This is a genomic window from Actinoplanes italicus (genome assembly GCF_003001815.1).
Lineage (GTDB): Bacteria > Actinomycetota > Actinomycetes > Mycobacteriales > Micromonosporaceae > Actinoplanes > Actinoplanes italicus.
In genome coordinates this window covers 204,236-225,563 of sequence record NZ_PVMZ01000015.1, presented here as the reverse complement: position 1 = coordinate 225,563, position 21,328 = coordinate 204,236, and the positions used below count along the sequence as shown (strand labels likewise).

At 71.7% G+C, this 21,328-nt stretch carries 18 protein-coding genes and 2 pseudogenes; 13 read left to right on the top strand and 7 right to left on the bottom strand.

Annotated features, from left to right (window positions below):
* Nucleotides 1–52: 52 nt before the first annotated feature.
* Complete coding sequence (locus tag CLV67_RS32150) at nucleotides 53–1,234, top strand: hypothetical protein (protein ID WP_106325119.1); 1,182 nt, start codon at nucleotides 53–55, stop codon at nucleotides 1,232–1,234.
* A gap of 3 nt (nucleotides 1,235–1,237) precedes the next feature.
* Here the strand turns inward: CLV67_RS32150 and CLV67_RS32145 are convergent, their stop codons facing one another.
* The gene (locus CLV67_RS32145) at nucleotides 1,238–1,930 is read right to left on the bottom strand and encodes a PaaI family thioesterase (RefSeq protein WP_146169366.1); all 693 of its coding nucleotides are present in this window, start codon (nucleotides 1,928–1,930) and stop codon (nucleotides 1,238–1,240) included.
* Nucleotides 1,931–2,040: 110 nt separating this feature from the next.
* Here CLV67_RS32145 and kstD point away from each other — a divergent pair, with 110 nt between their 5' ends.
* Both kstD and CLV67_RS32135 read left to right on the top strand, forming a co-directional pair.
* A complete protein-coding gene (gene kstD / locus CLV67_RS32140; protein WP_106325117.1) occupies nucleotides 2,041–3,687 on the top strand; it encodes a 3-oxosteroid 1-dehydrogenase in 1,647 nt (548 codons plus the stop codon).
* Nucleotides 3,688–3,698: 11 nt separating this feature from the next.
* Entirely contained in the window at nucleotides 3,699–4,130 is a 432-nt protein-coding gene (locus CLV67_RS32135; RefSeq protein ID WP_106325115.1) for a type II toxin-antitoxin system Rv0910 family toxin, read from the top strand.
* Between the two features lie 68 nt (nucleotides 4,131–4,198).
* On the opposite strand, the gene kstR is transcribed toward CLV67_RS32135, so the two are convergent.
* Nucleotides 4,199–4,846, bottom strand: coding sequence for a cholesterol catabolism transcriptional regulator KstR (kstR, locus tag CLV67_RS32130; protein WP_106325113.1), 648 nt, complete (start codon nucleotides 4,844–4,846; stop codon nucleotides 4,199–4,201).
* Between the two features lie 101 nt (nucleotides 4,847–4,947).
* Here kstR and CLV67_RS32125 point away from each other — a divergent pair, with 101 nt between their 5' ends.
* The 6 genes and pseudogenes from CLV67_RS32125 to CLV67_RS32105 all read left to right on the top strand — a co-directional run bounded on the left by CLV67_RS32125 (nucleotide 4,948) and on the right by CLV67_RS32105 (nucleotide 10,218).
* Nucleotides 4,948–6,108, top strand: coding sequence for an acyl-CoA dehydrogenase family protein (locus tag CLV67_RS32125; RefSeq protein ID WP_106325111.1), 1,161 nt, complete (start codon nucleotides 4,948–4,950; stop codon nucleotides 6,106–6,108).
* The gene (locus tag CLV67_RS32120; RefSeq protein ID WP_106325109.1) at nucleotides 6,093–7,229 is read left to right on the top strand and encodes an acyl-CoA dehydrogenase family protein; all 1,137 of its coding nucleotides are present in this window, start codon (nucleotides 6,093–6,095) and stop codon (nucleotides 7,227–7,229) included. The genes CLV67_RS32125 and CLV67_RS32120 overlap by 16 nt, the downstream gene beginning before the upstream one ends.
* Nucleotides 7,230–7,234: 5 nt before the next feature.
* A pseudogene (locus CLV67_RS53705) lies at nucleotides 7,235–8,077 on the top strand (bifunctional MaoC family dehydratase N-terminal/OB-fold nucleic acid binding domain-containing protein); the annotation flags it as partial.
* Nucleotides 8,069–8,437 (top strand): hotdog family protein, encoded by a 369-nt coding sequence (locus CLV67_RS53700; RefSeq protein ID WP_275414977.1) that lies wholly within the window; start codon nucleotides 8,069–8,071, stop codon nucleotides 8,435–8,437. The pseudogene CLV67_RS53705 and the gene CLV67_RS53700, both read left to right, overlap by 9 nt.
* Nucleotides 8,434–9,573: a lipid-transfer protein gene (locus CLV67_RS32110; RefSeq protein WP_106325105.1), complete on the top strand. Its 1,140-nt coding sequence runs from the start codon at nucleotides 8,434–8,436 to the stop codon at nucleotides 9,571–9,573. Before CLV67_RS53700 ends, CLV67_RS32110 begins: the two co-directional genes overlap by 4 nt.
* Nucleotides 9,574–9,576: 3 nt before the next feature.
* Nucleotides 9,577–10,218, top strand: a complete 642-nt coding sequence (locus CLV67_RS32105; RefSeq protein WP_106325103.1) for a hypothetical protein — start codon at nucleotides 9,577–9,579, stop codon at nucleotides 10,216–10,218.
* A gap of 20 nt (nucleotides 10,219–10,238) precedes the next feature.
* Here the strand turns inward: CLV67_RS32105 and CLV67_RS32100 are convergent, their stop codons facing one another.
* From CLV67_RS32100 to CLV67_RS32080, 5 genes are all read right to left on the bottom strand, one after another.
* Entirely contained in the window at nucleotides 10,239–11,750 is a 1,512-nt protein-coding gene (locus CLV67_RS32100; protein ID WP_106325101.1) for a flotillin family protein, read from the bottom strand.
* Nucleotides 11,751–11,779: 29 nt separating this feature from the next.
* Nucleotides 11,780–12,304, bottom strand: a complete 525-nt coding sequence (locus CLV67_RS32095) for an NfeD family protein (protein WP_373873215.1) — start codon at nucleotides 12,302–12,304, stop codon at nucleotides 11,780–11,782.
* Between the two features lie 88 nt (nucleotides 12,305–12,392).
* Nucleotides 12,393–13,382, bottom strand: coding sequence for a glutamate ABC transporter substrate-binding protein (locus tag CLV67_RS32090; RefSeq protein WP_106325097.1), 990 nt, complete (start codon nucleotides 13,380–13,382; stop codon nucleotides 12,393–12,395).
* Nucleotides 13,379–14,740: a hypothetical protein gene (locus tag CLV67_RS32085; protein WP_146169365.1), complete on the bottom strand. Its 1,362-nt coding sequence runs from the start codon at nucleotides 14,738–14,740 to the stop codon at nucleotides 13,379–13,381. Before CLV67_RS32085 ends, CLV67_RS32090 begins: the two co-directional genes overlap by 4 nt.
* Nucleotides 14,741–14,838: 98 nt before the next feature.
* Complete coding sequence (locus CLV67_RS32080; RefSeq protein ID WP_275414976.1) at nucleotides 14,839–16,416, bottom strand: FAD-dependent oxidoreductase; 1,578 nt, start codon at nucleotides 16,414–16,416, stop codon at nucleotides 14,839–14,841.
* Between the two features lie 48 nt (nucleotides 16,417–16,464).
* On the opposite strand from CLV67_RS32080, the pseudogene CLV67_RS32075 reads away from it, so the two are divergent.
* The 4 genes and pseudogenes from CLV67_RS32075 to dmpG all read left to right on the top strand — a co-directional run.
* Nucleotides 16,465–18,039: pseudogene (locus CLV67_RS32075) on the top strand (FAD-binding protein); the annotation flags it as partial.
* An 85-nt stretch (nucleotides 18,040–18,124) separates the two neighbouring features.
* Entirely contained in the window at nucleotides 18,125–18,913 is a 789-nt protein-coding gene (locus CLV67_RS32070) for a 2-keto-4-pentenoate hydratase (protein ID WP_106325091.1), read from the top strand.
* A complete protein-coding gene (locus CLV67_RS32065) occupies nucleotides 18,910–19,788 on the top strand; it encodes an acetaldehyde dehydrogenase (acetylating) (protein WP_106325089.1) in 879 nt (292 codons plus the stop codon). Before CLV67_RS32070 ends, CLV67_RS32065 begins: the two co-directional genes overlap by 4 nt.
* A complete protein-coding gene (dmpG, locus tag CLV67_RS32060; protein ID WP_203737732.1) occupies nucleotides 19,766–20,797 on the top strand; it encodes a 4-hydroxy-2-oxovalerate aldolase in 1,032 nt (343 codons plus the stop codon). The genes CLV67_RS32065 and dmpG overlap by 23 nt, the downstream gene beginning before the upstream one ends.
* The last annotated feature ends 531 nt before the right edge of the window (nucleotides 20,798–21,328 follow it).

The following is a 21,328-nucleotide window of genomic DNA, read 5'->3' as shown; positions in this document are numbered from 1 at the left end:
GTGCGGGTGACGCCGGTCGGCCCGCGGAGAGATCCGTGCATATTCTCGGCCCGTGCCGGTCTCACGTAAACGTAAGAAGTCCCCGAAGTCGGCGGCGGCGGTCCGGGCGGACCGCCGCCGCGACAACATCCGGCGGATCCGGAGCGAGAACGCGTTCCGGGATCTCGCGTCGAGCTGGGAGCAGAGCCGCATCATGCGGACCGAGCTGGCCCGGCCCCATGCCGCGGAGCTCGCCGAGCGGCTCCTCGCCTCACCACGGACCGGGACCGCCCTGGAGGACGAGCTGTGCGCGAGTCTCGGCCCGGTGCTCGCCGCTCTCGGTGATCTGCCTTCGGACGGCGGCTACGTCGGTCCCGACCACCTGGCCGCGGCCCTCGCCGGCGACCTGGCGGCCCGCGACGGCGAGGCGGCCGCCCGGGTGCTCGCGGCGCTGGCGGCGATCCTGCCCCTGCCGCTGCTGGACCGCTTGAAGCTGCGGGCGCCGGAGCGGACCGTCGCCGGCGAGGTGCTCTGGACCTGTGACCGCTACGGAAGCCGGTTCGCCGTCATCGCCCCGTTCGGCACGCCGGAGGGACCGGTCCGCTGGTACCTGTGGGACCTCGACGCCTGCGACTTCGCGCCGACGCCGGTGCACACTGCCTTCTACGCCTCTCCGGAGGAGGCTCTGGCCGCGTGGCAGCTCGCGGTCGGGGCGGTCGCCGCCGGTGGCACGTCGTGGCGACGGATCGACGACTCCCACCTGCTGGAGGATCTGCTGCCGGTTCCGCAGGAGATCGCGGCGATGGGCGTCGAGACGGCCGAGCAGCTCGGCGAGTATCACCGCTGCCGGAGCCTGGCGGAGTCGGTCCTCGAACTGCCGCCGGTGATCAGGGCGAAGGTGCGCGGCACCGCCCTCGACGCGGGCTCGGCCGCGTTCGCCGCCTGGTGGCGGGACCGTGCGGACCGGCCCGAGCCCGAGGATCTCGACGACCTGATCGAGGACCTGTTCGAGGCCTGGCCGGTGCTCGCGCCGAGTCTGTTCGACACCTGCTCGCCGCACCGGGTGGAGGCGGCGGCCGGGCGGATCCGTGACGAGTACCTCGGCGACCAGGCCGCGCTGCTCGCACTCCTGCGCGACTGGGTCACCTGGCTGGCGGAACGTTCCGGTCTTCAGGCGGATCTGCTGGACAGATCCCTGGCCCGGATCGGCACGGACCCCGGCACCCGGTCCCCGATCGCCCGGGTGATCGAGTAGCTCTCAGCCGGCGCGCGACTCCCGGTTGCGGCCGATGACCGGGCCGAACAGCCGCTGCGCCTGTTCGGCCCGCAGCGCCACGAACACGCCCGTCGCCTCGACCAGGACCTCGCCGGGCTCGTCGGCCGTGGCTATCGTGCCCGTCGCCGTGACCCGGCGGCCCTCGATCGCGGCGACCTCGGCGGTCAGCCGCAGCGGGGTGTGCAACGGCACCGGCCGCCGGTAGGCGGTGTCCAGGCGCCCGGTCATGCCCGGATGGCCGGAGACGCTCACGGCGTACCCCAGCATCTGGTCGAGCAGCATTGCGCTGACGCCACCGTGGGCGTAGCTGGGCGGGCCCTCGAAGGCGAGACCCAGCGTGCAGGTGCCGACCGCGAGGCCGTCCTCCCGGCTGATCTCCAGCGGCGGGGCGAAGGCGCTGCCGGCCCCGGTCACCGGGTTGTAGAGGCGCACCCCGCCGAGCAGGTCGTCGGCGGCCGCCGACTCGAACCGGCCGCGGACCCGTTCGCCGAGCGGGGCCGCCGCGCGCCGGATCCGCTCGGCGGCGCGGATCAGTTCCTCGGTCGGCGCCTCGGTGGCGGTGGCGTTCTCGATCAGCAGCCGCAGCGCGTCACCGAGGTCGGCGATCGCCTCACGCCGCCGCAGCAGCCCGTCGTCGACGGCCCGCAGCCGCCGCCCGTTGTCGATATCGCTCACAGCAACAGGCTCCTATACGCGACGGTATCGGACCTAGTGAATCTCATCACACTGCTATAACCTGTTCTAGTTATTGCGAAGGGGTAAACGGCTCGGCGGATGGGGATGCCATGGCTGTCACCGTGGAGTACGACGTGGTCGTGGTGGGTGCCGGTGCCGCCGGCATGACGGCCGCACTGACAACGGCCCGCTCCGGACTGAACACGGTTCTCGTTGAAAAAGCGTCTGTCTACGGTGGATCGTCGGCCCGATCCGGGGCCGGTATCTGGGTGCCGAACAACGACGTCCTGCTCGCCGCCGGAGTGCCCGACACCTTCAGCAAGGCCGACACGTACATGGCCGCCGTCGTCGGACCCGAGGTCTCCGCCGCCCGCCGTCAGGCCTTCCTCACCCACGGCCCGCGCGCCATCGCCTACCTGCAGAAATGGACACCGCTGCGGTTCGCGTGGATGGAGGGCTACCCCGACTACTATCCCGAACTGCCCGGCGGGATGCCCAACGGCCGTTCGATCGAGCCACGGGCCCTCGACGCCAACGTCCTCGGCGACGAACTGGCCCACCTCAACGGTCCCTACCAGGCCAGCCCGGCCGGCACCGTGGTCTACACGGTCGACTACAAGTGGCTGTCCCTGGTCGCCCGCCATCCGCGCGGTCTCGCCGTGGCCACCGAGATCGTCTGGCGCTACCTGCAACTCGCCGCCCAGGGCCAGAAACCGGTCACCATGGGCCAGGCGCTCGCCGGCGGCCTGCGGGCCGGGCTGATCGCGGCCGGAGTGCCGGTCTGGCTCGACACCCCGCTGCTCGACCTGCACGCCGAGAACGGCCGGGTGGCCGGAGTGCTGGTCCGCCGAGACGGCACCGAGACACTGATCCGGGCCCGGCGCGCCGTCGTCGTCGCCAGCGGCGGGTTCGAGCGCAACGAGCGGATGCGCAAGCAGTTCCAGGCCGCGCCGATCGGGACCGACTGGACGATCGGCGCCGACTCCAACACCGGCGACGGCATCGAGGCCGGTCAGCGGGCCGGTGCGGCGCTCGCCCTGATGGACGACGCCTGGTGGGGGCCGATGATCCCGCTGCCCGACGAGCCCTGGTTCTGCCTCTCCGAGCGGACCCTGCCCGGCACCATCTTCGTCAACCAGGCCGGCAAACGGTTCGTCAACGAGGCCGCGCCCTACAGCGACGTCGTGCACACCATGTACGACAAGGGCCACGTCCCCTGCTGGATGATCACCGACCAGGACTACCGCAACCGGTACCTGTTCAAGGACCTGGCCCCGCTGCTGCCCTACCCCGACGACTGGTACTCCTCGGGAGCGCTGGTCAAGGACTGGACCCTCGCCGGGCTGGCCGCGAAGATCGGCGTACCGGCGGCTGCTCTGAAAAGCACCGTCGAGCGGTTCAACTCCCAGGCCAGGGCCGGGCGCGACCCCGACTTCCGCCGTGGTGACAGCGTCTACGACGCCTACTTCGCCGATCCCACCAACAGGCCGAGCCCCTGCCTCGCGCCGATCTGGCTGCCGCCGTACTACGCCTTCAAGATCGTCGCCGGCGACCTGGGTACCAAGGGCGGCCTCGCCACCGACGCCCGCGCCCGGGTGCTGCGCCCGGACGGCACCGTGATCCCCGGCCTGTACGCGGCCGGCAACGCGAGCGCCGCCGTCATGGGCCACAGCTACGCCGGCGCCGGATCGACCCTCGGACCAGCAATGACCTTCGGCCACGTGGCCGGCCTCGACATCGCGGCCACGGCTCAATAGGAGGAACCATCATGCCCAAGGTGACCGTTTCGGCGACCGCGACGGCCGAGCCCGACAAGGTGTGGCAGGTCGTCACCGATCTGCCCCGGACCCCCGAGTGGAACAACATGCACCAGGGCTTCACCGGTGAGGTGCCCGCGACGGTGGCGGAGGGCACCACGTACAAGCAGAAGGTGAAGCTGATGGGCATGCCCGCCGAGATGGCCTGGAAGGTCGTCGCCGCCGACGCCCCGAACCGTCTGGAGATGGCCGGCGACGGCCCGATGGGCGTCAAGGCGAAGAACCGCTTCCTCATCGAACCCGACGGCGCGGGCTCGACGATCACCTACGAGATGGAGTTCGCCGGACCGGCCCTCAACGGCCCGATGGCCGCCATGCTCGAGAAGCAGGCCGGCCCCGCCGCCAAGCAGGCCCTCGACAAGCTGATCGCGCTGCTCGCCTGACCCCCGCCCACCCCGCTTGCGTGGTGATCTGTGCCCGCGGGCGAGCCGCAGTTCACCACGCGGGGTGGTCAGTGCAGTAGGAGGCGGGTGGCCAGCTCGAGGTGGTTCACCACGTCGTTGGCGGACGCGCGGCGGGTCACCCAGGCCACCAGATTGGACAGCCACACGTCACCGATCACGCGTGCCTTCGCCCGGTCGTCGGCGGTCGGCTCGGCACCGTCGCCCTCGTGCATGGCGCGCGTGAACATCTCCTCCATGAGCCGGGCCACCGCGTTGACCTCGGCCGACGCGGACGGATCGGCGAACATGAAGGCCCGCGTCATGGCCTCGGCGAGCAGCGGTTCACGCTGCATGGCCCGGGTCATCCGGCCGAGGACATAGAGCATCCGATCGTACGGAGTGTCGCCCGGAATGGGTTTGCGCCCGAGCTTCTCCTGGATCGACTCGAACTCGGAGGCCAGCGCCGACACGAGCAGGTGGATCTTCGACGGGAAGTAGCGGTAGAGCGTGCCCAGGGCGACCCCGGCCCGCTCCGCGACCGTGCGCATCTGCACCGCGTCGTAACCGCCCTTGGACGCCAGCACCAGCGTCGCCTCGAGGATCCGGCGCCGCCGGTCGCGCTGCGCCGCCGACCCCTGCTCGGTCTCCGCGCCGGCGAGAGTGTTACGTGGGTTGGTACTCGTTCTCGCTGCTGCTGTGCCCGTTCTTGCCGCCATGGCCGCTCCTTCGTTCTGAATCAAGCCTAGCAACGGCCCGTTGCGTCTTCGTGTCACCCGGTGGTGGCGACCTCAAACTGAAACGTGTTCTAATCTGTCTCATGGACTTCCGGCTGGACGAGACGCAGGAGGCGATCACCCGTCTCGCCGCCGAGGTGCTCGACGGCGTCGCGGGCGAACCGGACAAATCGTGGACGGCGCTCGCCCAGGCCGGACTGCTCACCCTCGCCGTGCCGGAACGACTCGGCGGCGCCGGGCTCGGCATCCTGGAGACCACGCTCGTGCTCACCGAGATCGGCCGCCGCGCGATCGGCGTCCCGGCGTTGCCGCATCTGACGCTCGGCGTGCTCCCGGTCGCCCGCTGGGGTACCGAGAAGCAGCAGGACGAGCTGCTGACCGGCCGTGTCCTCGGGGCGGCCGTCGCCGAACCGGGCGACCCGATGCCCGCCGCACCCCGCACCGCCGTCGCCGCCGACGGCACGGTCACCGGCGTCAAGATCGGCGTCGCCGCCGCCGACCGTCTCCTCGTGACGGTGAGCGGCCCGGCCGTCGCGATCGTCGACCCCGCGGCCCCGGGGGCAACCCTGACCGGCGGGGTGCTCGCCCTGGACCGCGTCCCGGCCGAGATGCTGGGCTCGCCGCCGGGGGAAAGGCTGGGTTCCGCTGCCGCGGCGCATGCCGTCGCGGGACGCGCTCGCGGCGTGGAGTGCCACGCCGAACTGCTTCGTCTCGCGATCGCCGGGGCCTGCGCGCTCGGCGACGGGGCGCTGGCCGGGGCGCTCGATCTCACCGCCGAGCACGTCCGGACGCGGCAGCAGTTCGGGCGCCCGCTCGCCACGTTCCAGGCCGTCGCGCAGCAGATCGCCGACGTCTACATCACCAGCCGGACGCTGCACCTCATCACGGTCACCGCAGCCTGGTCGCTTGCCACCGGCCGACCGGCCGGCGACGACCTCGACGTGGCCGCCCAATGGCTCACCGCCGAGGCGCCACCCGCCGCCCGTACCTGCCACCACCTGCACGGCGGCCTCGGCCTGTCGGTCGACTACCCGCTGCACCGGCACACCGGGCTGATCCGCGACCTCGTCCGCTTCCTCGGCGGCGGCGAACACCGCTTGAGCGCGCTGGCCGACCGGGTGACGGCCGGCGGCGCGAGAAGCAGCAGCGGTGAGCCGGGCCGGACAGCGGCCGGCGATGCGCGATGCGGCGCCGGTGAGCCGGGCCGGGTGCTGGACGGGGGTGCGGCGTGTTCATCGAGCTGACGGGAGAGCAGCGCTCGCTGCGAGACGAGCTCCGGTCGTACCTCGGCGGGATCCTGACGCCCGCGCAGCGGAGGGTGCTGTTGCGGGAGCGACACGGCGCCGCGTTCCGTGAGCTGGTGGGCCGCCTCGGCCGCGACGGGTGGCTCGGGCTGGGCTTCCCCGTCGAGTACGGCGGCCGCGGCCTGGGCCCCGCCGAGCAGCAGATCTTCGTCAACGAGGCGGCCCGCGCCGACGTGCCACTGCCCGCCGTGACCCTGCAGACGGTCGCGCCGACGCTGCTGGCACACGGCACCGACGAGCAGAAGAACTACTTCCTGCCCCGGATCCTCGCCGGTGAGCTGCACTTCGCGATCGGCTACACCGAACCGGAGGCCGGCACCGACCTGGCCGCCCTGCGAACACGGGCCGTGCGCGACGGCGACGAGTACGTGGTCGACGGGCAGAAGACGTTCACCACCGGCGCACACGAGGCGGACTTCCTGTGGCTGGCCTGCCGGACGGCACCCGAGCGATACCGCGGACTGTCGATCCTGATCGTGGACACCACCGACCCCGGCTACTCGTGGACGCCCATCATCACCTGCGACGGCACCCACCACGTCAACGCCACCTACCTCAGCGGCGTCCGCGTGCCGGTCGCCCGGCGGGTCGGCGCCGAGGGCGACGGCTGGCGACTCATCACCACCCAGCTCAACCACGAGCGCGTCATGCTGGGCCCGGCCGGGCGGGTCGGGGCACTGCTCGACCGGGTGCGCGATTGGGCGTACGACATGGGGGTTGAAAAAGAAGCGGACGTCCGCCGCGCCCTGGCCCGGACCCACGCCGCACATCGCGTGAACGAGCTGCTCAACTGGCAGGTCGCCGATGCCGGACCGCGGCCCGCCGACGCCTCCGCCACCAAGGTCTTCTCCTCCGAACGGCTGCTGCGCCTCGGGCAGGAGCTCTCCGAGGTCGTGGCGCGCCACGGCGACCCACGTGATCCGGCGACCGCCGAACTGCTCGAGTGGCTGGACGTGCACGAGCGGCGCGACCTGGTGCTGACGTTCGGCGGGGGCGTCAACGAGATCCAGCGGGAGATCATCGCGAGCGCGGGCCTCGGCCTGCCGAGAGTGCCGAGGTGAAGCCCATGATCCTGGAGACCGCGGAGCGGCTGCGCGCAGCGGGGGAGACGCCCGCCGCGGCCGGGCGGGACCCGGTCAACCTGCCGATGATCCGCAACTGGCTGGAGGCCATGGGGGACGCCAACCCGGTCTACGAACGGACAGGGACCGCTCCGCCCGCGATGATCCAGGTCTGGACGATGCGCGGCCTCACACCACCGACGTCGACCGATCCGCTGCAGGTCATGTCGAACCTGTGCGACGAGGAAGGATTCGTCGCGGTGGTGGCCACCGACTCCTCGCAGACCTATCACCGCCACCTGAGGGTCGGCGAGGAGATCACCGTGCGCAGCCGCCTGGAATCGGTGATCGGCCCCAAGAGGACCTCGCTCGGCGAGGGCTGGTTCATCACCACGGTGACGACCTGGCACGTGGGCGACGAGAAGGTCGCCGAGATGACGTTCCGGATCCTGCGCTACCGGCCCGCCGCCGGAAGTCCGCCCCCCACCGCCGAACCCTTCGAACCGGTGATCACCGCCGACAACGCGTTCTTCTGGGAGGGCGTCGCGGCCGGCGAACTGCGCCTGCAACGATGCGGCGAATGCGGTGTCCTGCGTCATCCGCCCGGACCGGCGTGCCCGGCCTGCGGTTCCTTCAAGCAGGAGCACGCGATCGCGGCCGGAACCGGAACCGTCCACAGCTACGTCGTCCACCACCATCCACCGGTGCCCGGCCGGAGGGCGCCGTTCACCGTCGCGCTCGTCGACCTGCCCGAAGGTGTCCGCATGGTCGCCGAACACCGTGGCCCCCGGCCTGAGATCGGCGACCCGGTACGCGTCGACCTCGACGGTGACCTGCCGATCTGGCGCCCCGACGTGCCGGCCCTCGAACCGTGGACGCTGGACGTGACACCGACCCTGATCGTCAGCACCGCACTCGCGACCCGTGACTTCCAGAACGTCCACCACGACCGCGACTCGGCGGTCCGCCTCGGCGGCAAGGACATCTTCCTCAACATCCTCACCACGACCGGCCTGGTCCAGCGCTTCGTCACCGACCGGCTCGGCTTTTCCCGCAAGATCAAGAGCATCAGGATCCGATTGGGTACGCCCTGCCACGCCTACGACACACTCGTGTTCACCGGTCAGGTGTTCGGTGATCGCGTCGACGTTATCGGCCGCACCGCTAACGGCGTGCACGTCACCGGCTCCGTGGTGGTGGCGTCGTGACCGCCGCGATCGCGGGGATCGGCGCGACCGAGTTCTCCAAGGACTCCGGCCGCAGCGAACTACGGCTCGCCGTCGAGGCGATCCGTGCCGCCCTCGACGACGCCGGCCTGCGGCCCGCCGACGTGTCCGGGCTGTGCACCTTCACCATGGACAACAACAGCGAGATCGCCGTCGCCCGCGAGCTCGGCATCGGCGAGCTGACCTTCCTGACCCGGATCGGGTACGGCGGCGGCGCCGCGTGCGCGGTCGTGCAGCAGGCCGTCCTCGCCGTCGACGCGGGGATCGCGGACGTGGTCGTCTGCTATCGGGCACTCAACGAGCGGTCCGGCCGCCGGTTCGGGCAGGCCTACGTGTCCCCTGACCCGGACTCCGGCTGGCACGTGCCGATGGGCCTGGCCACCCCGGCGGCGCAGGTCGCCATGGTGGCCCGCCGCTACATGCACGAGCACGGCGCCACCGGCGACGATTTCGGCCGTGTCTCGGTCGCGATGCGCAGGCACGCCGCGACCAACCCGCACGCCTGGTTCCACGGCCGCCCGATCACTCTCGACGACCACCGCGCCTCCCGGTGGATCGCCGAGCCGCTGCGGCTGCTCGACTGCTGCCAGGAGAGCGACGGCGCGGTCGCCGTCGTCGTCACCTCCCTCGAACGGGCCCGCGACCTGGCCTGCCCGCCCGCGGTGATCGCCGCCGCCGCACAGGGCAGCGGACCCGGGCAGTTCGTGATGACCAGCTACTACCGGTCCTCGACGGCCACGCTCCCGGAGATCGGCGTGGTCGCGCGGCAGCTGTGGCAGCGGTCCGGATTCCGGCCGGCCGACGTGCGCACCGCCATCCTGTACGACCACTTCACCCCGTACGTGCTGATGCAGCTGGAGGAATTGGGTTTCTGCGGCCCGGGGGAGGCCCGCCATCTGATCGCCGGCGGCGGCATCGAGATCGACGGGCGGCTGCCGGTCAATCCGCACGGCGGCCAGCTGGGGGAGGCCTACATCCACGGCATGAACGGCATCGCCGAGGCGGTACGGCAGGTCCGCGGCACCGCCGTCAACCAGGTCCCCGGCGACGGACCGGTCCTGGTGACCGCCGGAACCGGCGTTCCCACCAGCGGACTGGTTCTCACGCCTAATCTGTGATCCATGAGGTTTGCGCTGTTCGTGGCGATTCCGCTTGCACTGCTGGCGGGGTGCACGGATGACGAGAAGGCGCCGGATGTCACCCCGTCCACTGCCGCGTCAGCGGTCCCGCCGTCACCACCCGGCGACCTGCCGGAGGCCGAGGCGCCGCGCGGTGCGCTCTCCGCGGTCGGCACCGAAGCCGACTGGGACACCTTCGTCCTCGCCTGCAAGAACCCCGAACAGGAGCCGGTCGTCCAGCAGGTCGTCACCGGTGACGTGACCGGCGACGGCGTCGCGGACGCCGTCGTGGTCCGCACCTGTGACAGCGCCACCACCTACATTCCCTCGACGATCGAGGTCTTCGACGGATCGTCGCCGGCACAGCGTCCCTGGCGTGTCGGTAAGCCTCTGCTCGCCGGGGACGCCGACCACCTCAAACCGTGGGTCACCCAGGCCGAGGTGCGGTCGGGGGAGATCGCCGTCAAGTTCAACGGCTATCAGCCGTCCTACGAGTCGGACGGCTCGTTGAAACCGAACCAGGCGAAGTGTCCCGAGTACAAGTTCGAATACCGTTTCCGGCTCGAGGGCACCGATTTCCTGACGACGCACAAGGCGGCCGGGATCGAGGGCAGTGGGACGGGTTGCCTGCCGGCCGGTCTGTGACCGGCCGGCCGGACATCGGGTCAGTCCCTGATCTTCGCCTCGACGGCAGGGTGGTCGCCGTTCGCCTTCGCCGCGCCGCCCAGCTTCGCGAGCAGGCCGGTCAGGTCGATACCGGTCAGGTCGGTGCCGATCTGCAGGCCCTGCGCCACGTTGCCGGCCACCGACTTCGTCAGCGACGTGGCGCCGTCGGTCGAGATGACGGTCAGCTTGTCGACGTTGCCGAGCGGCGCGCTGGCCGCCTCGACGACCTGCGGCAGCACCTTCACCAGCAGGTCGATCACGGCCGCGTCGCCGTACGCCGCGAAAGCCTCCGCCTTCTTCGCCATCGCCTCCGCCTCGGCCTGGCCCTTCGCCAGGATCGCCGCGGCCTCGGCCGAACCCTCCCGCTCGATGGCCTCGGCAATGGCGGTACGACGCCGCTGCTCCGCCTCACCCTCCTTGGCGCCCTCGATGGCGTTGGCCTCGGCCAGCGCGGCACGCCGCGCCCGCTCACCCTCACCGACCAGGCGGGCCTGCTCGGCCTGCGCCTGCGCACCGGCGATGGTGGCCTGCCGCTGCGCGTCGGCGTGCAGCACCGCCGCGCTGCGGGCCGCCTCGGCCTCCTGCTCCACCCGATAACGCGCCGCGTCGGCCGGCTTGCGCACCTCGGTGTCCAGCTGACGCTGCTTGAGCTCGGCGTTCTGCTCGGCAACCTTCTGCTGCTCGGCCAGGATCTTCTGGTCCCGCTCGGCCTGCGCCAGCGGACCGGCCGCCGCCGACTGGGCCTTGGCGGCGTCGATCTCGGCCTGGATCGAGGCCTGCTTGAGCGACAGGTTCCGCTGCGCCTCGGCGATCGCCTCCTCGGCCAGCAGCCGCTCCTGCTCGGCGGCCTGCCGGGCCCTCGCCTCGGCGATGGCCGCGTCCTTGAGCACGCGCGCCGCCTCCGGGCGGCCCAGGTCCTGCAGGTACGACCCCTCGGCCACGATGTCCTGCAGCTGGAACGTGTCGAGCACCAGACCCTGGTTGGTCATCGAGTGCTCGGCCTCCTCGGCGACCGCGCTGGCGAACGCCGCCCGGTCCCGGATGATCTCCTCGATGGTGAGCCGGCCGACGATCGACCGCAGCGCACCGGCCAGCACCTCACGGGTGAAGTCCTCGATCTCCGACTGCTGGTGCAGGAACCGCTGGGCGGCCGCGCGGATCGCGCCCTCGGTGCCGCCGACCTTCACGATCGCCACACCGTGCAGCTCCGCGCGGATGCCCTGCTTCGACACCGCGCCCTTGATGCCGACGTCGATACGGCGGCTCGACAGGTCCAGCGACTGCAGCTTCTGCACGATCGGCAGCACGAACACCGACGCGCCCATGACGACCTTCTGCCCCGACATGTCGGTGCTGCTGGTGCCGTCCAGGCCCTGGGTCGTCTTGCCCTTGCGGCCGGTGATGATGAACGCCTCGTTCGGTCCGGCCACCTTGATGCGGGACAGGATGAACACGACGAGCAGCACGACCAGCAGCACACCGCCGCCGATCGCGATCAACAGTGGGCTCATTCAAACCGTCCTATGTATGAGGGTTTTCGTCAGGTAGTTGGGGTTTCCTCGACGACGACGCTCGTCTCACTGGGCGCCTCGATCACGAAGACCTGGGCGCCCGCGGGGATGGCCCGATCCGCGCGGGCGTAGAGCTTCACCGGCTGCCCGCCCAGCCGGACCCGTATCTCGCCGTAACCCGTACCGGCCGGCACCGGCGTGACCACCACACCGAGCGAGCCGACCAGGTGCTGCCGCTGCGGGGTGGCGTCGGTGCGCATGTCGCGTGCGGCCCGCGACAGCCGCCACGCGAGCCAGGCGGCGGGCACGGCGGCCAGCGCGCCGATCACCACCGCGACGGCGATCGATCCGGTCGTACGAGCGCCGAGCAGCTCCGAAGCGGCAGCGCCCGCGAACCCGAACGCCCCGACGAAACCGGCCACCACCTCGGTCGACACCGGCCCGCCGGCGTCCGGGTGACCGAGATGCAGCAGCTCACCACCGAGCAGGGCGACGGCCAGGACCGCCACCGCGAGGCCGCCGATCACCAGGAACACCACGGTCGCGGTCAGCACGTGCACCATCCTGAAGTCCAGGCCGGTCCGCCACCGGCTGAGTCAGGGTAGTGCAGGCCGTCTACCTGCACTGTCGTCCGAACGACCGTCAGTCGGAGTAGACCGGCACCGGCGGGCTCGCCGGTCCGAGCCGCGCCTTCAGCCATCGGTCGTAGATGCGCGTCCACGTACCGTCGGATCGCATCTTCTCGAGCACCCCGTTGACGAAGCGGACCATGTCCGCGTGCTCCTTCGGGATGCCGATCCCGGCCGGCTCGTCGGAGACGGGCTTGCCGGTCACCACGGTCGTCGGGTCCTGCGCGGCCAGCCCGGCCAGCAGGATGTCGATGGTCGAGACCGCCTGCACCTGTCCCTGCTGCAGCAGCACCAGGCAGTCCAGCGTGCTGTCGGTGCTCACCGGGATCGGCTTGGACGGCTGCTCGGCGATGGTGATGATGCTGGTGCTGCCCCGCGTCGCGCACACCTTCTTACCGGCCAGGTCGGGGAAGTCCTTGACGCCGTCGGCCTTGCGGACCAGAAGCCGCTGCCGCGAGGCGATGTACTCGGTGGAGAACGACACCTGCTGCCAGCGCTCGCAGGTCATCGACATGGTCCGGATGACCAGGTCGACCTCCTTGTTCTGCAGCACCGGAATGCGGTCGGCCGTGGTGATCGCCCGGAACTGCACCTTGTCCGGATCGCCGAAGATCGCCCGCGCCACCTCCCGCGCGAAGTCGATCTCGAAGCCGACCAGCTCGCCGGTCGCCGGGTCACGGAACCCGAACAGGTACGCGTTCTGGTCGATGCCGACCACCAGCCGCCCCCGCTTCGCGATCTGCGCCATCGTGCTGTTCGCCGGCATGACGCCGGCCTTCGGCATCGAGGCGGGCGGCCGCAGGCTGGCCCGGTTGTCGCAGTCCGGCACCGGTGCCCTGCTCGGGATCTCGGCCGGGTCCTGCACGTTGAGCGGCTGCGGCACCGCCGCCGTGGCGTTCGCCGCCACCGGTCGCGGCTGTCCGGGGCTGACGCAACCGGCGGCCACCAGCGTGACCAGGAGCAGCGCCGCCGCCACCTTCGTCGTCTTCGTCCTCGTCGTCACCGGTACTCCCCGATTCGCGGCCGGAACCCCATCACCACTGCGGCCACCAGGCCACCGGTGAGCAGGACCAGACCCGGCAGCAGACCGCGCAACGCGTTCGCCGCCTGCTCCGCCTGCTCGTCGACGCGCCCGTTGCCGACCGTCAGCGCCTCGGTCAGACCGCCGTCCAGCCGGGCGAACACCGCGGGCAGCGCCTCGTCACCGGACTGGGTGGCCAGCGCCACCGCCTTGTCCCAGTCACCGCCGTTGTCCGCCGCCCGTACCTGCTCGTGCAGCGTGCGCCACCGGATCGCCTCGTCCCGGGCGTCGGCGATGAGCCGCCGGTCCGACGACGGCGCCTGCGCGAGCGCCTGCGCGAACAGCCCGCCCTGCCCGTCGGCGCCGATCAGCTCGTCCAACCGGCTGGTGAACGTCTTCTCGAACGTGGCGCCGCCACCCCGGGCCACCAGCGTCAGCGACTCGTTGGCCCGGGCCTGCAACGCCGCCCGGCCGGAGTTCGCCAGCAGAGACACCAGCACCGAGCCGTCCCGCCGCCCGGTCTCCAGCCGCCCCGCCGACGCACCGAGCGCCACCACCGACCAGAGCAGCGCCAGCACCGTGACCGCGCTCGCCGTGACCAGCCCCAGGTTGAAGGTGCGCCGGCTGCGCCGGGCCACCAGCACCTGCGCGGCGATCAGCGCACCACCGGTCGCCAGCACCAGCAGCGTCACCAGCCACGGGAAGCCGGCCGCCTCCTCCTGCTCGGCGATCAGCCGCCGGTGCGTGCTGTTGAACACCTCGGCGGCGGCCGGCAGGATCGTCTGCTGCATCAGCCCCGACGCCTCCCGCAGGTAGGCGCCGCCCAGCGGCACGCCGAGGCGCTGGTTCGACCGGGCCGTCTCCACCAGTCCGGTGTACGCGGGCAGCTGGTCGGCGACGATCCGCAGCCAGGCCGCCTCCTCGTCGTCGGCGTCGCGCAGCGCGATCGTCAGCGCCGCGGTGGCCCGGGCCAGGTCGTCGAGGTAGCGGGTCCGCAGTTCCGGCGACTCGCCGTCGGTGGCCAGGAACGCGGTCGCGGCCGTGGCGTCGGCGTCGGCGAGATTGCGGTACAGCGTCTGCGCGTCGACGCTGATCGGACCGCTGACCTCGGCGACGTCGGTGATCAGCGCCTCGCGCTGCCGGACGTCAGCCACCGCGGCCGCGCCGGTCGCCAGCGCCAGCACCACCAGGCCGGCAGCCGCCAGCCAGTAGATCCGGGGGGTGTTGAGCCGGGAACGTAACCGTGCGGTGAGCCTGCCCGGTTCCGTCGGGGCCGGCACGACCTCGGCGGGCCGGGTCTGGGCGGGCTTGGTCGCGACAGGCGCGAGTCGGGTCGGCACACTCACCCCCTGTGATCCACTCGGGACGGTCACCATACGGTGCCACCGGTCACGGTAGGGAATCACGTCCACACCCCCGGCCGAGCCGCAGCCGGGGTTCAGGCGGCGAGGTCCAGGGCGGCCAGGTAGCCGAATGTCATGGCGGGACCCAGGGTGGCGCCGGCGCCCGCGTAGCCACGGCCCATCACCGAGGCGCTCGCGTTGCCGGCCGCGTAGAGACCGGGAATCGGGGTGTCGTCGGCGCGCAGGACACGGGCCCGCTCGTCGGTGCGCAGCCCGCCCTTCGTTCCCAGATCTCCCGGCACCAGCGAGAACGCCAGGAACGGCGCCCGGCGCAGCGGCCCCAGACAGGGATTCGGCCGCTGCCGTGGATCACCGTAGTAGCGGTCGTACGCCGAATCGCCGCGCCCGAAATCGTCATCCCGCCCGCGGGCGGCGAACCCGTTGAACCGCTCCACCGTCTCCCGCAGCGCCGCGACCGGCACCTCGATCCGCCCGGCCAGCTCGTCCAGGGTGTCGGCCCGGTGCGCGATCCCCGCGTCGAACCAGCGGCGCGGCAGCGGGGCACGCGGGGCACGCCCGGCGAACAGGTACCGGTCCCGGTAGGAGCGGTCGGTCACCAGCCAGCACGGCAGATGCCGGCCCGACCCGGTGCGCCCCAGCATGGCGTGCACGACGTCGACGTAGGGCGCGGCCTCGTTGACGAACCTGCGGCCGGTGCCGTCGACGATCAGGCTGCCCGGCAGGTTGCGTTCGGCGAGGCAGAAGTACGGCCCACCGGTCAGCGGCAGCGACGGCCCCCACCAGGCCTCGTCCATCAGATCCAGTGCCGCGCCCAGCCGGTGTCCCGCCTCGATTCCGGCGCCCGTGTTCCCCGCGGCGCCGACCGTCCACGCGTTGCCCAGCCCCTGATGCTCCCGGCGCATGGGCTCGTTGTGGTCGAACCCGCCGCTGGCCAGCACCACCCCGCGCCGCGCCCGGAACCGCACCTCGGCACTGTCCACCCCGGTGACCCGGCCGTCCTCGACGTGCAGCCCGGTCATCGGCGTGCCCAGCCGCACCGGCACTCCGGCCGCCCGCAGCCCGGCCCGCAGCCCGGCGGCCAGTGCCTGACCCATGGTGAGCCGCCGCCCACGGAACCGTCCGGCCGCGAGCTTCACCGCGGTCAGCGCCGACCGCGGATGCCGCAGCCCGAGCGACAGCCACCGGTAGTCGACGGCGGTCACCGCCATCTGGTTCGGCGCTGCCCGGTACGGCGGGGCCAGCGTGTCGATCTCGTCGGCGATCAGGCGCACGTCCAGGGGGCGGGGCTCGAGCGTCCGGCCCTCGGCGAGTCCGCCGGGCGCCTCCGGGTGGTAGTCGGGGTAGCCGGGCACGCGGGCGAACTCCAGCGGGGTGTGCTTGCACACGAACGCCAGTACCGCCGGGCCGTGCTCGAGCAGCGCGTCCCGCCGGGCCGACGGCACCTCATCGCCTGCAACGTGTTTCAAGTAAGTGGCTGCTTCGGGTCCGGGCAGCCACAGGCCGCCGCCGGAGCGGGCGGTCGAGCCGCCGTACACATCGGCGCCGTCGATGACGACTGCACTGAGCTCATGGTGGGCCGCGGTGAGCGCGGCGGTCATGCCGGCCGCGCCGCTGCCCACCACGACGACGTCGAATTCCTCCTCGCGCAACACTAGAACAGGTTATAGTTATTCGGCCCCTGCCGCCATCGGGAGGTTGATGTGGAGGCCACCGTCGTGATCGTGGGCTTCGGCGCGGCCGGGGCCTGCGCCGCGATCGAGGCCGCCGAGTCCGGAGCCGACGTCCTGGTCGTCGACCGCTTCACCGGCGGCGGCGCCACCGCCATCTCCGGCGGCATCGTCTACGCCGGCGGCGGCACCCGGCAGCAGATCACCGCGGGGATCAAGGACGACCCCGAGATGATGTACGCCTACCTGCGCCACGAAACCCGCGACGCCGTCTCGGCCGCGACCCTGCGCCGGTTCTGCGACGAGTCCGCCGGCCAGCTGGCGTGGCTCGAGGACCACGGCGTCCCGTTCGACGCGACGCTCTGCCCGTACAAGACGTCGTACCCCACGAACCGCCACTACCTGTACCAGTCGGGCAGCGAGCACGCCCATCCCGACCCGGCGCCGCGCGGACACCGTACCCACGCGCCCGGCACTTCCGGCGGAACCCTCTACGCGGCCCTGGCCGAGGCCGCGCTCGCCCGCGGCGTCCGTTTCCTGCCGCAGACCCGCGCCGTCGCCCTCGAAAGTCCCGGCTGTGTCGTACCGCTGTCTCAGGCGGGCCGAGACAGCGGTACGACACCGGAACTGATCTGCTCCACGCTGCGGGACGCGCCGCTGTGGGCCCGTTTCGCACATCGCACGCTGCACCGCTGGTCGGTCAAGCCCGGCCTCTACCTGCCGGGACTCGGGCGTGCGCTGCACCGGGCAGTCGCCCGGATCGAGCAGCGTCACGGCCGTGAACTGCGCATCCGCACCGAATCCGTGGTGCTGGCCGCCGGTGGTTTCGTCTTCGGCCGGGAGATGATGCGCGAGCACGCGCCGGGCGTTCGCGGGCTGCGGCTGGGAACGCACGGTGACGACGGTTCCGGCATCCGGCTCGGTACGGAAGCGGGCGCCGGTGCCCGGCATCTCGACCGGATCAGCCTCTGGCGCTTTCTCACCCCGCCCTCGGCCCTGGCCGGCGGGCTGCTCGTCGACCGGGACGGGCGGCGGGTCTGCGACGAATCGTTGTACGGGGCGGCGATCGGTGACGCCGTCCGCGCCTGCCCCGACGGCAAGGCCTGGCTGCTCCTGGACCGCGACGTGTTCCGCGAGGCACGGCAGCAGCTGCTCTCGCAGACACTGTGGTTCCAGCGCTGGCAGTCGTGGTGGCTGTTCACGGCCCGGCGGACGTCAGCGCCGACACTGGCGAAGCTGGCCCGCCGCGCCGGCATCGACCCGGACGGCTTGGCCGCGACCGTGTCGGCCGCCAACCTCGCCCGTTTCAAGGGAGCACCCGACCCCACCGGCAAACCCGCCGAGCTGACCCGGTCGCTGGAGCGGGCACCGTACTCGCTGCTGGACGTGTCGCTGCGAGCCGTTCCGGCGCCGATGCTGACGCTCGGCGGCCTCACCGTCGACGAGGACACCGGCGAGGTGCTGCGCCCGGACGGGTCGCCGATCCCCGGCCTGTACGCGGCCGGCCGCACCGCCGTCGGCATCTGCTCCGGCTCGTACGTCAGCGGCCTCTCCCTTGCCGACTGCGTCTTCTCCGGCCGCCGAGCGGGCCGCCACGCCGCCGCCTGCCATGCCGCGGCCCGCCACGTCGCCGCTTGTCAAGATCAAGAACCGGCAGCGGTACGCCACAGCCGGGAAGAAGGGGTGGAGAACGATGGTCAGCGCTGAGACGGTGCGGGGGATCGCCGGCCGGCTGCGAGACGCGGAACGGGACCGGGCGCCCATCGCGCCGATCACCACCGAGTTCCCCGGACTGACGGCGAGCGACGCGTACGAGATCCAGCTGCACAACATCCGGCGGCGCAGCGCCCCGATCGTCGGGCACAAGGTGGGCCTCTCCTCGAAGGCGATGCAGGAGATGATGGGCGTCGACGAGCCCGACTACGGCCACCTGCTCGCCGACATGCGCCTGTCCGAGCACGAACCCGTCGACGCCGGAAGGTTCTGCTACCCCCGCGTGGAGATCGAGGTGGCGTTCCTGCTCGGCGACGACCTGCCGGGTGAGGACTGCACCGAGGACGACGTGCTCGCCGCGACCGAGGCCTTCGCCCCGTCGATCGAACTCATCGACAGCCGGATCGCGGACTGGAAGATCAGCCTGGCCGACACGATCGCCGACAACGCCTCCTCCGCCGGATTCGTGGTCGGCGCGGGGCGCGTACGACCGGAGGAAATCGATCCTCGCGGCATCGCCGCGGTGTTGCGTCGCGGAGCCGAGGTCGTGGCGGCCGGCAGGTCGGACGCCGTGCTCGGAAACCCGGTGACCGCCGTGGCGTGGCTGGCGCGGACCGTCGCCCGATTCGGGGTACGGCTGCGCGCCGGCCACCTCATCCTGCCGGGAGCGTGCGCGCGGGCCGTGGACGCGCGGCCGGGAGACGAGTTCCGGGCCGAGTTCGACGGGCTCGGCACGGTGGAACTGACCTTTGCGGAGGTACGGGCATGACACTGCGCGCGGCTATCGTCGGGTCCGGCAACATCGGCACCGACCTGATGTACAAGCTGCTCCGATCACCGAGGATCGAGCCACGCTGGATGGCCGGCGCCGACCCCGACAGCCCCGGACTGCGGCGCGCCGCGGACGCCGGACTCGCGGTCAGCAGTGACGGCGCCGACTGGTTGCTGCGGCAGGACCCGCTGCCCGACCTGGTGTTCGAGGCCACATCGGCGGCGGTGCACCGGGCGAACGCGCCCCGCTACGCCGACGCCGGCATCCGGGCGATCGACCTGACCCCCGCGGCCGTCGGACCCGCCGTGGTGCCGGAGGTGAACCTCGGCGAGCACCGGGACGCGCCCAACCTCAACCTGATCACCTGCGGCGGACAGGCGACGATCCCGATGGTGCACGCGGTGTCGCGGGTGACGCCGGTCGCCTACGCGGAGATCGTGGCCACCGTGGCGTCCCGCTCGGCCGGGCCGGGGACCAGGGCGAACATCGACGAGTTCACCCGCACTACGAGCCGCGGGCTGGAAACCATCGGGGGAGCGGCGCACGGCAAGGCGATCATCGTGCTCAACCCGGCCGAACCGCCGCTGATCATGCGGGACACGATCTTCTGCGCGGTCGCCCCGGACGCCGACCGGGCGGTCGTCACCAAGTCCGTCGAGGACCGGGTCGCCGAGATCGCGTCGTACGTCCCCGGCTACCGCCTGCTCGACGAGCCACAGTTCGATCAGGTCGGCGATCAGCTGCGCGTGGGGATCTTCGTCGAGATCGAGGGCGCCGGCGACTACCTGCCGGGCTACGCCGGGAACCTGGACATCATGACCGCTGCCGCGACCAGGGTGGGTGAGGAACTTGCTGGACCTGAGGATCACTGACTCGTCACTGCGGGACGGGTCACACGCCAAACGTCACCAGTTCACCGTCGACGAGGTCACCGCGATCGTCGCGGCCCTCGACGCCGCCGGCGTGCCGGTCATCGAGGTCACCCACGGCGACGGGCTCGGCGGGTCGTCGTTCACCTACGGCCTCAGCCGCACCCCCGAGCAGGACCTGATCAGCGCGGCCGTCCGTACCGCGACCCGCGCCAGGATCGCTTTCCTCATGCTTCCCGGCGTCGGCGTCTTCGACGACATCCGGGTAGCTGCCGGCAACGGCGCCACGGTCTGCCGGATCGCCACCCACTGCACCGAGGCCGACATCTCGGTGCAGCACTTCGGCATCGCCCGCGAACTGGGCCTCGAGACGGTCGGGTTCCTCATGATGGCCCACTCGATCCCGCCGGAACGGCTCGCCGCGCAGGCCCGGATCATGGCCGACGCCGGCTGCGAGTGCGTCTACGTCGTCGACTCGGCCGGGGCGCTCGTCCTCGACCAGGTCAGCGACCGGGTCGCGGCACTCGTCACCGAGCTCGGCGGGGACGCACAGGTGGGGTTCCACGGCCACGAGAACCTGGGGCTCGGCGTCGCCAACTCGGTGCTGGCCTACCGGGCCGGCGCGAAGCAGATCGACGGCAGCACGCGACGATTCGGAGCGGGTGCCGGCAACACTCCGGTCGAGGCGTTCGTCGGCGTCTGCGACAAACTCGGCATTCGTACGGGCGTCGACTTCTTCAAAATCGTCGACGCCGCCGAGGACGTGGTCCGCCCGGCGATGGCCGACGAGTGCAAACTGGACCGGATGGCCCTGATCATGGGGTACGCCGGGGTCTACTCCAGTTTCCTCATGCACGCGTACGCGCTGGCGTCCCGGTACGGCGTGTCCGGCGCGGAGATCCTGGTGAAAGCGGGGGAGCGGCGACTCGTCGGCGGCCAGGAGGACCAGCTGATCACGATCGCCCGCGAACTGAGCGGCTCCCGCCCGGGCATCGCTCCATCTCTGCCCTGACCGGCACTCCGGCCGGTCCGGCTCTTCCGGCCCCGCTTCGCTCGGCGCTGCGGCCTGTCCGTTCAGCCCTGCCCTGCCCGCCGCCTGGGTTCGCACGGGCTCGGCGTGTCCGGTCCTGTCCTGCTCGGCGCCCCGACCCTATCCCGATCGGCTCTGGGCGCCTGCCTGATCGGTCTGCAGTGGTTCGCGCACCCCTCCTGGGCTCGGATGCAGCCATATCGCACAGCCCCGTCCTCAAACCCAGACCAAGAGCCCGCATTGCTGGCGTCGAGTGAGGCTTCGGCTGGGAGAAAACAGCAGTGACCCGGTGCTGGACGATCATCGTGACCCTGTTTTAAGGACGAGCTGTGCGATATGGCTGCTTCCCGGGCAGGGAAGGGTGCGCATGCCACCGCCGGCCGATCAAGTGGGGTGGTGAGGGGTGCGCCTGTCATTGCGGAGTGATCGGGTGGGTGGTGAGGGGTGCGGTTGCTGCTGCCGAGTGATCAGGTGCGGCTGGGCGGGCCGAAGACGCGGGCCGGGCCAAAACTC

What these genes read in the sequence shown, in the direction of transcription:
- kstD (WP_106325117.1), top strand. Translation starts at nt 2,041, where the DNA reads ATGGCTGTCACCGTGGAGTACGACGTGGTCGTGGTGGGTGCCGGTGCC.
- CLV67_RS32135 (WP_106325115.1), top strand. Translation starts at nt 3,699, where the DNA reads ATGCCCAAGGTGACCGTTTCGGCGACCGCGACGGCCGAGCCCGACAAG.
- kstR (WP_106325113.1), bottom strand. Translation starts at nt 4,846, where the DNA reads ATGGCGGCAAGAACGGGCACAGCAGCAGCGAGAACGAGTACCAACCCA.
- CLV67_RS32125 (WP_106325111.1), top strand. Translation starts at nt 4,948, where the DNA reads ATGGACTTCCGGCTGGACGAGACGCAGGAGGCGATCACCCGTCTCGCC.
- CLV67_RS32105 (WP_106325103.1), top strand. Translation starts at nt 9,577, where the DNA reads ATGAGGTTTGCGCTGTTCGTGGCGATTCCGCTTGCACTGCTGGCGGGG.
- CLV67_RS32100 (WP_106325101.1), bottom strand. Translation starts at nt 11,750, where the DNA reads ATGAGCCCACTGTTGATCGCGATCGGCGGCGGTGTGCTGCTGGTCGTG.
- CLV67_RS32070 (WP_106325091.1), top strand. Translation starts at nt 18,125, where the DNA reads ATGGTCAGCGCTGAGACGGTGCGGGGGATCGCCGGCCGGCTGCGAGAC.
- CLV67_RS32065 (WP_106325089.1), top strand. Translation starts at nt 18,910, where the DNA reads ATGACACTGCGCGCGGCTATCGTCGGGTCCGGCAACATCGGCACCGAC.